At 62.5% G+C, this 13,481-nt stretch carries 16 protein-coding genes; 8 read left to right on the top strand and 8 right to left on the bottom strand.

All coding sequences use genetic code 11. The features are described 5' to 3' along the window. Positions 1–831 carry a sulfite exporter TauE/SafE family protein gene (locus tag NVV77_RS09315; protein WP_295412398.1) on the top strand — a complete coding sequence of 277 codons (831 nt, stop codon included), beginning with the start codon at positions 1–3 and terminating at the stop codon, positions 829–831. 182 nt (positions 832–1,013) lie between these two features. Here the strand turns inward: NVV77_RS09315 and NVV77_RS09310 are convergent, their stop codons facing one another. Continuing rightward, on the bottom strand, positions 1,014–1,730 hold the full coding sequence (locus NVV77_RS09310) for an SIMPL domain-containing protein (protein WP_295412397.1): 717 nt from the start codon (positions 1,728–1,730) through the stop codon (positions 1,014–1,016). Positions 1,731–1,989: 259 nt separating this feature from the next. Here NVV77_RS09310 and NVV77_RS09305 point away from each other — a divergent pair, with 259 nt between their 5' ends. After that, positions 1,990–3,141 (top strand): fumarylacetoacetate hydrolase family protein, encoded by a 1,152-nt coding sequence (locus tag NVV77_RS09305; protein WP_295412396.1) that lies wholly within the window; start codon positions 1,990–1,992, stop codon positions 3,139–3,141. A gap of 54 nt (positions 3,142–3,195) precedes the next feature. Continuing rightward, entirely contained in the window at positions 3,196–4,635 is a 1,440-nt protein-coding gene (locus NVV77_RS09300; RefSeq protein WP_295412394.1) for an aldehyde dehydrogenase family protein, read from the top strand. A 61-nt stretch (positions 4,636–4,696) separates the two neighbouring features. Here the strand turns inward: NVV77_RS09300 and NVV77_RS09295 are convergent, their stop codons facing one another. Next, positions 4,697–5,119, bottom strand: coding sequence for a DMT family transporter (locus tag NVV77_RS09295; RefSeq protein ID WP_295412392.1), 423 nt, complete (start codon positions 5,117–5,119; stop codon positions 4,697–4,699). Further along, on the bottom strand, positions 5,116–5,613 hold the full coding sequence (locus NVV77_RS09290) for a DMT family transporter (RefSeq protein WP_295412391.1): 498 nt from the start codon (positions 5,611–5,613) through the stop codon (positions 5,116–5,118). Before NVV77_RS09290 ends, NVV77_RS09295 begins: the two co-directional genes overlap by 4 nt. A gap of 446 nt (positions 5,614–6,059) precedes the next feature. Between NVV77_RS09290 and NVV77_RS09285 the strand changes: the two genes are divergently transcribed. From NVV77_RS09285 to NVV77_RS09265, 5 genes are all read left to right on the top strand, one after another. Then, positions 6,060–7,685: an MFS transporter gene (locus NVV77_RS09285; RefSeq protein ID WP_295412389.1), complete on the top strand. Its 1,626-nt coding sequence runs from the start codon at positions 6,060–6,062 to the stop codon at positions 7,683–7,685. A gap of 2 nt (positions 7,686–7,687) precedes the next feature. Continuing rightward, on the top strand, positions 7,688–8,137 hold the full coding sequence (locus tag NVV77_RS09280; RefSeq protein ID WP_295412387.1) for a YaiI/YqxD family protein: 450 nt from the start codon (positions 7,688–7,690) through the stop codon (positions 8,135–8,137). Positions 8,138–8,359: 222 nt separating this feature from the next. Continuing rightward, a complete protein-coding gene (locus tag NVV77_RS09275; RefSeq protein WP_291416791.1) occupies positions 8,360–8,566 on the top strand; it encodes a cold-shock protein in 207 nt (68 codons plus the stop codon). Between the two features lie 151 nt (positions 8,567–8,717). Further along, positions 8,718–8,972: a hypothetical protein gene (locus NVV77_RS09270; RefSeq protein ID WP_156385665.1), complete on the top strand. Its 255-nt coding sequence runs from the start codon at positions 8,718–8,720 to the stop codon at positions 8,970–8,972. A 161-nt stretch (positions 8,973–9,133) separates the two neighbouring features. Further along, positions 9,134–9,385, top strand: a complete 252-nt coding sequence (locus tag NVV77_RS09265; RefSeq protein ID WP_295412383.1) for a hypothetical protein — start codon at positions 9,134–9,136, stop codon at positions 9,383–9,385. Between the two features lie 64 nt (positions 9,386–9,449). Here NVV77_RS09265 and rpsU read toward each other — a convergent pair whose 3' ends face one another. The 5 genes from rpsU to pstB form a co-directional block, all read right to left on the bottom strand. Further along, positions 9,450–9,722: a 30S ribosomal protein S21 gene (gene rpsU, locus NVV77_RS09260; RefSeq protein ID WP_295412382.1), complete on the bottom strand. Its 273-nt coding sequence runs from the start codon at positions 9,720–9,722 to the stop codon at positions 9,450–9,452. A gap of 207 nt (positions 9,723–9,929) precedes the next feature. Next, the gene (locus NVV77_RS09255) at positions 9,930–10,856 is read right to left on the bottom strand and encodes an MYG1 family protein (RefSeq protein WP_295412380.1); all 927 of its coding nucleotides are present in this window, start codon (positions 10,854–10,856) and stop codon (positions 9,930–9,932) included. A 223-nt stretch (positions 10,857–11,079) separates the two neighbouring features. Further along, positions 11,080–11,781, bottom strand: coding sequence for a phosphate regulon transcriptional regulator PhoB (gene phoB, locus NVV77_RS09250; RefSeq protein ID WP_035087338.1), 702 nt, complete (start codon positions 11,779–11,781; stop codon positions 11,080–11,082). 123 nt (positions 11,782–11,904) lie between these two features. After that, a complete protein-coding gene (gene phoU, locus NVV77_RS09245) occupies positions 11,905–12,615 on the bottom strand; it encodes a phosphate signaling complex protein PhoU (protein WP_295412377.1) in 711 nt (236 codons plus the stop codon). 23 nt (positions 12,616–12,638) lie between these two features. Beyond that, positions 12,639–13,421: a phosphate ABC transporter ATP-binding protein PstB gene (gene pstB / locus NVV77_RS09240; protein ID WP_295412375.1), complete on the bottom strand. Its 783-nt coding sequence runs from the start codon at positions 13,419–13,421 to the stop codon at positions 12,639–12,641. Positions 13,422–13,481: the final 60 nt, after the last annotated feature.

Here is a 13,481-nt window from a genome sequence, read left to right as displayed (position 1 = left end):
ATGGATTGGGCTGACATCATCGGCTACTGGCCGTTTGTGCTGGGCATGCTGGCCACCGGCGTGGTGTCGGGCGTGGCGGCGGGGCTGCTGGGCATTGGCGGCGGCGCGGTGATCGTGCCGGCGCTCAGTACGGCGCTGTTGTGGATGGGGTTCGACTCCGAGGTGGTGCAGCATGTGGCCGTGGGCACATCGCTGGCGATTATCATTCCTACCGGAATCATGAGTGCGCGCGCGCATCACAAGCGTGGGGCGCTCGATATGGACGTGTTCAAGCTCTGGGCGCCGTTCATCGTAGCGGGGACGTTTATCGGCGGGCTGATGGCCGGCTGGTATTCGGGTGACGTGCTGCGCATTGTCTTTGCGGTCATGGCCTTCGTTATCGCCGCCAATATCGTTTTCTCGTTCCAGACCAGGCTCATGGGACATCTTCATGGCTCGAAGCCGACGCATCGCGCTGCGGCATTCGTGGTCGGCTACCTCTCGTCGCTGATGGGCATTGGTGGCGGTTCGCTGACGGTGCCGACGCTGGTGGCCTTTGGCCAGACCATGCACAAGGCCGTGGGTACCTCCGCGGCGATCGGCGTCGCGATCGCGCTTTCGGGCACGCTGGGCTTTCTTATCTCGGGCTGGGGCGTGAGCGATCTGCCGCCGCTGAGCGTTGGCTACATTAATATCGTGGCGCTGGTGCTGGTGGGCGCGATGGCGGCGGTTTGCGCGCCATTTGGCGCGGCTTTGGCGCATCGTCTGGACCAGAAGACGCTCAAATACGTCTTCGCTGCCTTCCTCGTGGCCGTGGGCCTCAACATGCTCTGGAAGGTTCTTGCCGGCTAAGCGGCAGAAAGGGCTGGTGGGGGCGGGTGACTACGGTGGTCCGCCCCCACCGTCCAAGCCCCCCTCAACAGGGGGAACCCGGAAATCTGGATGCCACCCGCCTAGGAAGGCCTGAACCGATGGCTCCGGTTCAGGCTGGACGTGTGTCATGAAGGTGGCCGGTTCAAGGCCACCGAAGCGAATTAGTTTGCCTTGTTGTCCAGTTCCCATTGAACATTGACGCCGATCGAGAAGGTCATTTCGCCAGCTTCGACCGGAACAGGTGCCGCCGAAGCTACATCAGCGCGGGCATACATCGGCATCGGGATCGGGCTGTTGATGTTCTGGCTTTCCGAAATGGCTTCGAGTTCGCCCAGCGTCGCATTGGCGGCGGTGGCATAGAGTTCGGCCTTGCTGCGAGCGTCAGCAAAGGCGGCCTTGCGGGCTTCGTTGTAAAGCTCGGTCGGATCGGACACGGAGAAGCTGACGCCGTTGATGGTGTTGGCGCCGACATTCACCGACTTGTCGAGAATGGAGCCGAGCTCTTCGAGATCGCGGACGGCGACGGTCACGGTGTTGGACACCTGGTAGCCGTTGATCTTGGGCGGCAGGGTATAGCCGTTTTCGTCGCGGGCGTCGGAATAGACATAGTTCGGATTGACCGAGAAGCCCGAGGTCTGGATGTCGCGCGCTTCAATGCCGGTTTCCTTGAGGGCGGCAATGAGCTCGGCCATGGCAGCGGTGTTGGCGTCGAGGGCCTCGCGGGCGGTGGAGCCCTGGGTGGTGACGCCGGAATTGATCAGCGCCATATCCGGTGCAGCCCGGACTTCGCCGCGGCCTTCAATGGTGATCGTGCCGGCGAGGGCAGGAACAGCGGCAGCAAGAAGGGCGAGGGGGGCGAGGGCAATCGCGAGACGCATGGCAAACTCCGTATGTGTGTTTGGTGAGGCATTTCATACCCCAGCCAATGCGTCAGTATTGCGGCGCACATGAACGCCAGTTGAACGAGCTGTTTATGTTTCTGTCGATGCTTGGAATTCGCCGGGATTTGCGGGGAAGGAAGATTGGCATTTAACGGCTCTTGGCATTGGCAATAAGTATGACTATTTGAATGATAGGCTTGCGCCGTGCGGTTGCGCTGGGGTAGTCACAGCTAACATTTTAGTTGGGGGAGCCAGCATGGTCGCGAACGTCATTCCCGAGGGTATTTTGCTTGGTCGCGCCCGCGTGCCTGGCCATGCCGAACCGCGCATCGTGACCGTGCGCGATGGGCGGCTTGTCGACATCACCACCAAGGGTTTTGCCACGGTGCGCGACATTGCTGAAAGCGGCAAGGCGGCGGCGCATGTGAAGGCGACCGAAGGCGTAGTGCTTGGCGATGCGGCGGCGGCGGTTGCCAATTCCGTTGCTGGTCAGACCAGTGAAAATTTGCCCGTTCTTCTCTCTCCCATCGATCTGCAGGCCATCAAGGCCTCCGGCGTGACCTTTGTCGTTTCGCTGCTCGAGAGAGTAATCGAAGAACAGGCCCGCGGGGATAAGTCTCGTGCAGACGCGTTGCGCAGCGAGATTCTGGAGCTGATTGGCACCGATCTTTCCCAGCTCGTGCCGGGCTCCGAGCCGGCGATGAAGGTCAAGGCGGCGCTGATCGAAAAGGGTGTGTGGAGCCAGTATCTCGAAGTCGGGATCGGGCCGGACGCCGAAATTTTCACCAAGAGCCAGGTGATGAGTTCGGTGGGCTATGGCGCCGAAGTCGGGCTGCATCCGATTTCGAGCTGGAACAATCCCGAGCCGGAAGTGGCGCTGCTGGTGACCAGCAAGGGCGAGATCATCGGCGCGACGCTGGGCAATGACGTCAACCTGCGCGACGTGGAAGGGCGCTCGGCGCTGCTGCTGGGCAAGGCCAAGGACAACAATGCTTCGGCGTCGCTGGGGCCGTTCATCCGCCTGTTCGACGGCGATTTCACGCTGCAGACTGTGAAGAATTCCGAGATTGCGCTGCGCGTCGAGGGGACCGACGGCTTCGTGCTCGAAGGCGCTTCGAACATGGCGCAGATTTCGCGCACGCCGGAATCCCTGGTTGCCGCGACCATTGGCGGGCATCACCAATATCCCGACGGGCTGGTGCTTTACCTCGGCACCATGTTCGCGCCGGTGAAGGATCGCGACGGCGCAGGCAAGGGCTTTACCCACAAGCTTGGCGACACTGTCTCCATTTCGACGCCGTCGCTGGGTACGCTGACCAACACCGTCAATCTCTCAACCAAGTGTCCGCCCTGGACCTATGGTTCCAGCCACCTGCTGCGGGATCTTGCCCGCGCTGATCTCCTCTAGCCTGCGGATCTCCTCCCCCACGGGCGACGCACGACATTTTTGAAAGGCTTCGACATGAGCGAATTGCACAAGAACCTGATCAACGGCGAATGGATCGGTTCCGACGGCGTTGAGAACATCAACCCGTCCAATCTCAACGAAGTGGTCGGCGTCTATGCCCGCGCCACCGTTGAAGAAACCAAGCAGGCGATTGCCGCAGCCAAGGCTGCTTTCCCGGCCTGGTCGCGGTCGGGCATCCTTGAGCGCCACGCGATCCTGCGCAAGACCGCTGACGAAATCCTCGCTCGCAAGCAGGAACTGGGTGAACTGCTGAGCCGCGAAGAGGGCAAGACGCTGCCGGAAGGCATCGGCGAAGTGACCCGCGCCGGCCAGATCTTTGATTTCTTTGCCGGTGAAGTGCTGCGCCTTTCCGGCGAAGTGCTGCCGTCGGTTCGTCCGGGCGTTGGCGTTGAAATCACCCGCGAGCCGCTGGGTGTCATCGGCATCATCACGCCGTGGAATTTCCCGATTGCCATTCCGTCCTGGAAGATTGCCCCGGCGCTCGCCTATGGCAATACCGTCGTCATCAAGCCGGCTGACCTGGTGCCGGGTTCGACCTGGGCGATCGTCGATATTCTGGTGCGCGCTGGCCTGCCCAAGGGTGTTCTCAATCTTGTCATGGGCAAGGGTTCGGTCGTTGGCCAGACCATGCTCGACAGCAAGGACGTCAATGCGATCTCGTTCACCGGTTCGGTGGGAACGGGCAAGCGCGTTGCTGCCGCTTCGATCGAGCATAACCGCAAGTTCCAGCTCGAAATGGGCGGCAAGAATCCGACCATCGTGCTCGATGATGCCGATCTCAAGGTTGCGGTTGAAACCGTTGCGCAGTCGGCGTTCTTCTCGACTGGTCAGCGCTGCACCGCGGCTTCGCGAGTGATCGTGACGGAAGGCATCCATGATGCGTTCGTGGAGGCTCTTGCCGAGCGCACCCGCAATCTGCGCGTGGGCGATGCCCTTGATAAGAATACGGAAATTGGCCCTGTGGTCGATCCGAGCCAGCTCAAGCAGGACACCGACTACATCGAAATCGGCAAGGGCGAAGGCGCCAAGCTGGTGGCCGGTGGCGAGCGCGTGAGGGCCGCGACGGAAGGCTACTTCCTGCAGCCGACGCTGTTCACCGAAGCGACCAATTCCATGCGCATCGCCCGCGAAGAAATCTTCGGGCCGGTGGCTGCGGTCATTAAGGTGAAGGATTACGAAGAGGCGCTAGCAACTTCGAACGACACGGAATTCGGCCTGTCGGCTGGTATCGTGACGACCTCGCTGAAGTATGCGACGCACTTCAAGCGCAATTCGGAAGCGGGCATGGTGATGGTCAATGTGCCGACTGCCGGCGTTGATTTCCACGTGCCGTTTGGTGGCCGCAAGGGCTCCAGCTATGGCCCGCGCGAGCAGGGTCGCTATGCTTCGGAGTTCTTCACCATTGTGAAGACGGCTTACACTGCTGCCGGCTAAGACGGCGCGAAAATCGAGTTAGCGACGGGGCCCATTGGGCCCCGTTTTCGTTAGCAGACTGTTACCGTTTGCGCTGTGTGAGCCACATCCCGGCGAGGATCAGGACAACGCCAAGGGCGGCGGCCCAGATTGTCACGGGTGCGCCGCGCAGGAGATCGAAGATCACGCCGAAGACCATCTGGCCGGCGATGACCAGGAGCGTTGAATTGACGGCGCCGATGCGGGTGATGAGCCAGGAGCCGGAGGCGACGAAGACGACGCCGATGGCGCCGCCGGTGTAAATCCACCAGGGCATTTCGGCGATGTTGGCGGGGATGAGGCCGCCGAGGACGAGGCCGACGACCGTGAGGAAGACGAAGCCGACGAAGTGGTTCCAGAAGGAGGAGATCAGCGGGGTGGTCGACATCGAGAGCCGGCCATTGACCTGACGGCTGAGGATGACGAGGAGACCGGCGGCGAAAGCGGCGAGAATGGGGATGATCATGCGGCGCCAAGCCCGAAGAGGATGATGAGGAGGCTGCCGGCGGCGATGAGGATGACCGCGCCCGCATCGCGCAGGTCGAGGCGACGCTTGGGCAGGCCGAGGAGGCCCCAAAAATCGGCGGCGAGGCTGAGGACGACCTGGCCGGCGAGGCCAAGGGCGAGGGTGCCGGCGAGCGCGAGGGGCGAATTGACCGATGTGGAGGTCAGCATGACCGTGGCTGCGCCGCAGATGCCACCGAGATAGGCCCAGAGCGGGGCCTTGCCGATTTTGGTCGTGGCTTCAGCGGCCGCGGCGCGCTGGCCGCGCCAGGCGACGGCGAGGAAGACAATGGCCACCACAGTGCCGACGCCATGCGCCAGCCAGGAGGAGAACATGGCGCCGCCGAAGCGGCCGGCTTCGCCGTTGACGAAAATCGCCAGGGTGAGAAGACCGCCGCTGGCAAAGGCCGCGAGCAGGTGCAGCGGGTTGGTCCGCTGGGTTGGGGGAGAGGTCATGGTGCGATTCGAATAGGAGGAGGGTGGGGAGAGTTTAGGGAGGAGCGGGCCGGAAACAAAGGGATTCGGCGCGAGTGGCATCGGTCGTTTGGGGTGAGCTTTTTTGGGGGAGGCGGAGGGAGGGAGGGAGGAGGGAGGGAGGGGGAGGGGGAGGAGGAGAGAAGAAGGAGGAGGAGGTGGTGCTGGTGGTGGTGGTCGCTGACCGCCAGGCATGGTTTGCCCTGATGAACGTGCACCGCCACTCGAGCGTAGCTCTCTTGGCCTTCACGGCTCAAATCGCGCCGCTGGCATCATTTGAGCCGTGGGACGCTTTGCTGCCATTCGGGCGCAGCCCTCGTGGCCTTCTCACCTAAAATCGTTCCACTGGAGCGATTTTGCCTGCGGCACGGTTCGAAGCTTGCCACCTGTCTCTGACTCGCCCATGACAGGGGCAGGAGTTGAATCACATGTCTGAGCGCGCATCCATTCTGGCGCCATTCCGTCACGAGACTTTTCGTACTCTGTGGCTGGCGACCCTGTTCTCCAATCTGGGGGGATTGGTACAGGCGGTCGGCGCGGGCTGGATGATGACGACGCTGACCACGTCGCACAATATGGTGGCGTTGGTGCAGGCGTCGAACACGCTGCCGATCATGGTGTTCTCCATTGCGGCTGGGGCGCTGGCTGACAATTTTGATCGGCGCAGCGTGATGCTGGTGGCGCAGAGCTGCATGGCCGTGGTGTCGCTGTTGCTGGCGGTGACGGCCTGGTTTGGGCTGCTCAATCCCTGGCTGCTGCTGACTTTCACCTTTCTCATCGGGTGTGGCACGGCGCTGTTCAATCCGTCCTGGCAGGCGTCTATGGGCGACATCGTGCCGCGCGAGGATTTGCCGGGTGCGGTGACGCTCAATGCCATGGGCTTTAACATGATGCGCAGCGTCGGCCCGGCGGTCGGCGGCATGATCGTGGCTTTTGCCGGGGCGAGTGCGGCCTTTGCCGTGAACGCGGTGTCCTATCTGGCGTTGATTGGGGCGCTTTGGCGGTGGAAGCCGCAAAGGGTCAAGGCGCGGCTGCCGCGCGAGCACCTGGGCAGCGCCATGTGGGCCGGCGTGCGATATGTGTCGCTGTCCCCGAACCTGCTTTCGGTGCTGTTCCGCGGCTTTCTGTTCGGCTTTGCTGCCATTGTCATCATGGCGTTGCTGCCTTCGGTGGCTGAGGAATATGTGGGCGGTGGCGCGCTGGTCTATGGCACGCTGCTGGGTTGTTTCGGGCTCGGGGCCATTGCCGGTGCGGTTCTCAATGGGCGCGTGCGGCAGCGGTTTTCCAACGAGGCCATTGTCCGCATTGCCTGTCTTGGCTTTGCGCTGAGCTGTCTGGGATTGGCGTTCAGCCGCGATCCGCTGTTGAGCCACTTTGTGCTGTTGCCGGCGGGGGCGTGCTGGGTGCTGTCGCTCTCGCTGTTCAACGTGTCGATCCAGCTTTCTGCACCGCGCTGGGTGGTGGGGCGGGCGCTGTCGCTCTACCAGACGGCGACCTTTGGCGGCATGGCCGGGGGGAGCTGGGTCTGGGGCATGACGGCTGACGCGGCCGATCCGCAATGGGCGCTGGTGCTGGCGGCGGGCGTGCTGGTGCTTTGTCTGCTGGTGGGGCTGAGACTGCCGCTGCCGCAGTTCAATGAGCGTGATCTCAATCCACTCGATACGTTCAACGAGCCGCTGCTGAAACTCGACCTGATGCCGCGTAGCGGGCCGATCATGATCATGATCGACTACCAGATCGCGCAGGAGGATATTCCGCGCTTCCTGGCACTGATGAGCGAGCGGCGGCGTATCCGCATTCGCGATGGCGCAAGGCAGTGGGGCCTGCTGCGCGACCTCGAAAAGCCATATATCTGGGTGGAGAGCTATCATGTGCCGACCTGGGTCGACTATGTCAGGCACAATCTTCGGCGCACCAAGGCGGATGCGGATAATACCGAGCAATTGCGGGCGCTGCATCGCGGACCGGGCATGCCGGTGGTGCATCGGATGATCGAGCGGCAGACCGTGCCACTCGATGATACGACGCCGCTGCGCGACAGCCCGGAGGTATAGCCATGGTTGCGGTTTTCGTGGATGCCGATGCCTGTCCGGTGAAGGACGAGGCGGCGCGGGTGGCGGAGCGGCATGGGCTGGTGATTACTTATGTTGCCAATTTCGGGCTTCGACCATCGCGCGACCCGATGGTGCGGACTGTGATGGTGCCACAGGGCGCGGACGCGGCAGATGACTGGATCGTCGAGAATTCGGCGCCGGGGGACCTGGTGGTGACCGCGGATATTCCGCTCGCGAGCCGGATCCTTGCCAAGGGCGGGGCGGCGATTGGGCCGACGGGAAAGCTCTTTACGACCGATTCAATCGGCATGGCGCTGGCCATGCGGGACCTGAACCAGCACCTGCGGGAGACCGGGGAAAGCCGGGGGTTCAATGCGGCGTTTTCGGCAAAGGACCGCTCTAACTTCCTGCAGCAGTTCGATGCATTGGTGCAGCGGGCCAAGCGGGCTTGAGCGGGGCCAGCCGGGCGCTTGGCGCACGCGCCTTGACTTTGGCGCATTTGACGTAGACTATTGGAGAATACGTTTTCTGCCCCCGTTGGCGAACTGACCCTGCCGGCCTATCCGGTTGCTTGGCTTTCCTTCCGAACTGCAAACGTTAATAGGCTTCTGTAGCATGTTGCTGCAGGGGAACCGCTCGCTTGCACCGCTTCGAGCCAATTCATGAGGACGCCAATGATCAACGGCACCGTGAAATTCTTCAATTCGACCAAGGGCTTCGGCTTTATCTCGCCCGATGGCGGCGGCAAGGATGCCTTCGTCCACATTTCTGCGCTGGAACGTGCTGGTATTTCCAGCCTCGCCGACGGCCAGAAGGTGACCTTCGACCTCGAAAAGGGTCGTGACGGTCGTGAATCCGCAATCAACGTGCAGCTCGCCTAAGACGCGTATCGCGATCTCCTGGAGGTCGCGACGTGTACCAGGCTTTGCTGTGCAGCGTTTTCAAACCGGAAAGTGGTTCGCCTCTTTCTGAAAACGCTAGTGTTTGAGTTTGGCCGGGGCGGTTGCGCCCCGGTTTCCAAAGGAGCGCTCGATGTCTCACCTCTATAAAGTCGGCCAGATGCTCGACCTGCGCTCCGCCCCGCGTCACAGCAATCGGCCTGCAGGCCCTTGCGAAGTGATCTCGTGTCTCCCACATGAGACTGGCCCGGTACTGTATCGGGTAAAATCGCGCGGCGAGACCAATGAACGCGTTGTCGAAGAGGGCGATCTTTCGCCCAGCGACGCGTCCAAATCGGCCTATGTCGAAGGCGCAAGCGTCTTCAGCATCGCCGTAAACAAGCGGTAAGCGCACTCACCCTTCAAGGTTTGCGTCGATTGATCTCCCGGTCGTGGCAGTTGTTGTCACGAGGGTGAGACAATCACGATGCAATAACGTGCACGAATATGCCGCCCCCGGCGCGACTCGCGCCGGGCTAATGCCGGCCCCTGGCCGGAAGAAAGACTGAAATGAATACGCATATACTAAGCGCTCCGGGGGAACTGTTCCTTGGCAGCGACGCCGCAACGGCACTCGCACAGGGTGCACGGCGCTTTTCCTCGGCCGCCAAGGCCATCCGGTTCGCCATGGAACAGGCCGCTCCCGTGAGCCTTCACGGCGCCTTGCTCAAGATCGGCGGACAAACGCTCGGGCCGGACCAGATCCGCTCCCTGCATCGGCAGATGGAAACCATCGGCCAGGCGCGCAGGACGCGCCAATAAAAACGCCGGCCATATGGCCGGCGTTTGCTTGTTCCGAACTGGTATCCAGTTCTGGATATAGGTTTTAGGCCTGCGAACGCGGAGCCGAACCGGGACGGCCGCCGAAGCTTCCTGCGGGACGCTTGGGCGCAGCAATCAGACCTTCGCGAATAGCCTGCTTACGCGCAGCCTTGCGGTTGCGGCGGATGGCTTCGGCCTTCTTGCGCACGCGAGCTTCCGAGGGCTTCTCGAAATACTTGCGGAGCTTCATCTCGCGGAAGACGCCTTCGCGCTGAAGACGCTTCTTGAGAACGCGGAGGGCTTGGTCGACATTGTTGTCGCGTACCTGGACCTGCAAAAAATTTCCTAACTTGGTGTGCGCCTTCTCCATGAATGGCAGGCGGAGTCGATCTGTGATCGGTGCACTTCGTTATCAGGCCCGGTCGGCGCTGCCAACCCGAGAAGTGGGGTTGTGATGTCTAAAGCACGTCGCAATCTGCGGGATTTGCCCGGCGCGGCTTAGATACCTGTTCCTAGGTATGGCTTTGCCCCGAAACCGGGCCGTTCAGGCCGCACGGCTGCTGATTGCTTCGGCCACGGCGATGTCGGCCATGGCGAGGGCGGCGGCCCGGGTCTTGGCGGCAGCGATGAAGCGGCCGTTGTGGCAGAAGGTGGCGCCTTCGACGCCGCTGGCGACTTCCAGATCATGGTTGGTGAGACCTGCCCAGGCGGCCGGCAGGTCGGCGCGCAGCTCAAAACCCTCGTCGCTGCGGCGGATGCCGGTGAGGCACCAGTCCTTGTCGCGCGGGTGGACGACGAAGAGCAGGTGATCGGCGCCGGCCTTTACGATGGCGGCGCGGAAGGGCATCCCCATGGGAAGCTCAAGCACGCGACCGGGGCCGGTGGCCTCGATCGCCTTTGTGACGAGGGCCTCGGCGCGGAGCTTTGCCGCGCTGCGGGCGACGGCCGCTTCGACGAAGCTGCGGGCGATGATGAGCGCCTTGTGGAACGCCTGCTGATCGGCCTCGGCGTCACGATCGTCGAAGTCGGGTTTCAGGGTTTCGAGGAGCGAAGAGAGCGACAGTCCGGCCAGCGGACCCGAGGGGCTGGCGGCGCCGTTGTCGACGAGATCGATGGGCAGGACGAGATTGCCGTCCACCGAGGCATGCACGCTTTCGATGTGTTCAGCGGGAACATCGAAGGAGGCGATGTAGTCGCGGCCGAAATGCTTCCAGACAAGGCCAAAGGAGCTGTAGGGCTGGCCATCGTCGCGCAGCGGGGCGCCGCGCTGGTGGTGATCGAAAATGCGCGCTTCGGCGTCGTAGGCGCCGCCGACATCGTAGATGATGCGATCGGGGGCAGCGGTGATCCACTCCGGCGCGCGGCTGCGCACGATCTCGGCAGCGGGGAACAGCCGGGTCAGGATGACGCTCGACAGCAATTCATCGGCATGGAAACCACCGGAGTGGGTGACGAGGAAAGCTGGTGTCATGTGCGAGGCGGTCCTGAAACTGGGCAATCGAGGCGTCACGACCCTTTCGGCCCCGACGGACCTTGCTACCCTGCTTTGGAGGGAGGAGGCAATGTTATCGTTAGCGAAACGTTAACGGGTAAGTGAGGGCGATCACAGGTCAGCGCTCGTAGCCCCACCCCACCTCATCCCCTCTCCAACAAGGGGAGGGATCAAGGGTGGGGTGTTCTTGCAGCGAAATGGCTCAGGCCGGTTGGCCGAAGCGCTCGTCGAAGGCGTAGCCGGCGCCGCGGACGGTGCGGATCGGGTCGTTTTCGCGGCCGCGATTGATGGCGCGGCGGAGGCGGCCGATATGGACGTCGACGGTGCGCTCGTCGACATAGACGTCATTGCCCCAGACACCATCGAGAAGCTGCTCGCGCGAATAGACGCGGCCGGGATGGCGCATGAGATATTCGAGCAGGCGATATTCGGTGGGGCCCAGGTGAACGTCGCGGGTGGAGCGGCGGACACGATGGGTGGTGCGGTCGAGTTCGAGATCGCCGACTTTCAGCGCTGCGGTCACCAGATTGGGGTTGGCGCGGCGGAGGAGGGCGTGGATGCGGGCAACCAGCTCGGGGACCGAGAAGGGTTTTACGACATAGTCGTCGGCGCCGGTCGATAGTCCCCGGACGCGTTCTTCTTCTTCGCCGCGGGCGGTGAGCATGATGACCGGGATGCGCGAGGTTTCTTCGCGGGCGCGAAGGCGGCGGCAGAGTTCGATGCCGGAGATTTCGGGCAGCATCCAGTCGAGCAGGATCAGGTCGGGCAGCTTTTCGGCGATAGCGTGCTGGGCTTCGTCGCCGGTTTCAGCGGTGACGACGCGAAAACCCTCGGCTTCGAGGTTGTAACGCAGCAGAATGGCGATATCGCCCTCGTCTTCGACAACGAGAATGGTCGCGGGCATAGGCGTGCTCCATCGATCGGCAGCCGCATGCTGCCGTCATTTCATTGTTTTTGCCACCATCTTCCTCTGCTGCCCCCTGAGGAAAATGGTGGCTGGTTTGGGGTAGTTACAAGGCGAGAGTGGCTATGCCTTGATCTGGGTCCGGTGCAGTTCCTGCACGTCAGCGGTCAGCTGCTTGCCGGTCTGCAGGTAGTAGGCGCGTTCGGCGATGTTGGTCGCGTGGTCGCCGATGCGTTCGAGGTTCTTGGCGCAGAACAGCAGATGCGTGCAGGTGGTGATGTTGCGCGGATCTTCCAGCATGTAGGTCAGAAGTTCGCGGAACAGCGAGGTGTGCATGGCGTCGACTTCGTCGTCGCGGTTGCACACTTCGACCGACGCGGCGGCGTCGCGGTTGGCATAGGCGTCGAGGGCGTCCTTGAGCTGACGCAGGACAAGGGCGGTCATGTTCTTGACGCCATTGTAGAAGGTCGGCTGCAGGTTGATGCCTTCGAGTTTCAGCGAACGGCGGGCGAGTTGCTTGGCCATATCGCCGACGCGTTCGAGGTCGTTGGCGACGTGGATGGCGGTGACGATCGAGCGCAGGTCCGAGGCCATGGGCTGGCGGCGGGCGATGATCGAGACGCACATGTCGTCGATCTTGCGCTGCATGTCGTCGATGCGCTGGTCGGCAATGATCGTGAGGTCAGCCAGCTCGCGGTCGAGCTTGAGAAGGGCCTTGGTGCCGTTCTCGATGGCGACTTCGACCTGGCCACCCATTTCGGCAATGGTCTGGGCCAGGGCGTTAAGCTCGTCGGTGAAGGACGAGACGATGTGATCAGATGCGGTATTGGGCATGATGTTGGTTCCTCGTTCCGCGATCAGCCGATGCGGCCCATGATGTAGTCCTGGGTCTGCTTGTTCACCGGATTGGTGAAGATGTCCTCGGTCGGGCCCTGTTCGATCAGGTTGCCGAGGTGGAAGAAGGCGGTGCGCTGGGAAACGCGGGCGGCCTGCTGCATCGAGTGGGTCACGATGACGATAGTGTAGTTTTCACGCAGTTCGTCGATCAGCTCTTCGATGACGGCGGTGGCGATCGGGTCGAGGGCCGAGCAGGGCTCGTCCATGAGGATCACTTCCGGACCGACCGCGATGGCGCGGGCAATGCAGAGGCGCTGCTGCTGACCACCGGAAAGGCCGGTGCCGGGCTCCTGAAGGCGATCCTTCACTTCTTCGAAGAGGCCGGCCTTGCGCAGGGACGACACGACGATTTCGTCGAGGTCGGCCTTGTTGCGGGCGAGACCATGGATGCGCGGGCCATAGGCGACGTTGTCGTAGATCGACTTGGGGAAGGGGTTCGGCTTCTGGAAGACCATGCCGATGCGGGCGCGCAGTTCGACGACGTCAAGCGCCGGGGCGTAGATGTCTTCGCCGTCGAGCTTGATGGTGCCGCCGACCTTGGCGCCTTCGATGGTGTCGTTCATGCGGTTGATGCAGCGCAGGAACGTCGACTTGCCGCAGCCCGAGGGTCCGATGAACGCAGTGACGGCGCGATCGGGGATGTCGATCGAAATGCCGTGCAGGGCCTGCTTGGTGCCGTAGTGGACGGTCACGTCGCGAGCGGTGAGGCGGATGGGGCGTTCGAGCACATCAGTCGGGTTCATGGCGGAGTCCAGATTCAGGGAAGTCTTCTTAACCTTGCCGGCAAGCATATCCATTTGGCT

Origin of the sequence: Devosia sp. (assembly GCF_024707125.1) — a bacterium.
Classification (GTDB): domain Bacteria; phylum Pseudomonadota; class Alphaproteobacteria; order Rhizobiales; family Devosiaceae; genus Devosia.
This window is presented reverse-complemented; position numbering and strand designations above follow the sequence as displayed.

Excerpts from the sequence above, each read along its gene's own strand:
- NVV77_RS09315 (WP_295412398.1), top strand. The coding sequence starts at position 1 with ATGGATTGGGCTGACATCATCGGCTACTGGCCGTTTGTGCTGGGCATG.
- NVV77_RS09310 (WP_295412397.1), bottom strand. The coding sequence starts at position 1,730 with ATGCGTCTCGCGATTGCCCTCGCCCCCCTCGCCCTTCTTGCTGCCGCT.
- NVV77_RS09305 (WP_295412396.1), top strand. The coding sequence starts at position 1,990 with ATGGTCGCGAACGTCATTCCCGAGGGTATTTTGCTTGGTCGCGCCCGC.
- NVV77_RS09300 (WP_295412394.1), top strand. The coding sequence starts at position 3,196 with ATGAGCGAATTGCACAAGAACCTGATCAACGGCGAATGGATCGGTTCC.
- NVV77_RS09295 (WP_295412392.1), bottom strand. The coding sequence starts at position 5,119 with ATGATCATCCCCATTCTCGCCGCTTTCGCCGCCGGTCTCCTCGTCATC.
- NVV77_RS09290 (WP_295412391.1), bottom strand. The coding sequence starts at position 5,613 with ATGACCTCTCCCCCAACCCAGCGGACCAACCCGCTGCACCTGCTCGCG.
- NVV77_RS09285 (WP_295412389.1), top strand. The coding sequence starts at position 6,060 with ATGTCTGAGCGCGCATCCATTCTGGCGCCATTCCGTCACGAGACTTTT.
- NVV77_RS09280 (WP_295412387.1), top strand. The coding sequence starts at position 7,688 with ATGGTTGCGGTTTTCGTGGATGCCGATGCCTGTCCGGTGAAGGACGAG.
- NVV77_RS09275 (WP_291416791.1), top strand. The coding sequence starts at position 8,360 with ATGATCAACGGCACCGTGAAATTCTTCAATTCGACCAAGGGCTTCGGC.
- NVV77_RS09270 (WP_156385665.1), top strand. The coding sequence starts at position 8,718 with ATGTCTCACCTCTATAAAGTCGGCCAGATGCTCGACCTGCGCTCCGCC.
- NVV77_RS09265 (WP_295412383.1), top strand. The coding sequence starts at position 9,134 with ATGAATACGCATATACTAAGCGCTCCGGGGGAACTGTTCCTTGGCAGC.
- NVV77_RS09255 (WP_295412380.1), bottom strand. The coding sequence starts at position 10,856 with ATGACACCAGCTTTCCTCGTCACCCACTCCGGTGGTTTCCATGCCGAT.
- phoB (WP_035087338.1), bottom strand. The coding sequence starts at position 11,781 with ATGCCCGCGACCATTCTCGTTGTCGAAGACGAGGGCGATATCGCCATT.
- phoU (WP_295412377.1), bottom strand. The coding sequence starts at position 12,615 with ATGCCCAATACCGCATCTGATCACATCGTCTCGTCCTTCACCGACGAG.
- pstB (WP_295412375.1), bottom strand. The coding sequence starts at position 13,421 with ATGAACCCGACTGATGTGCTCGAACGCCCCATCCGCCTCACCGCTCGC.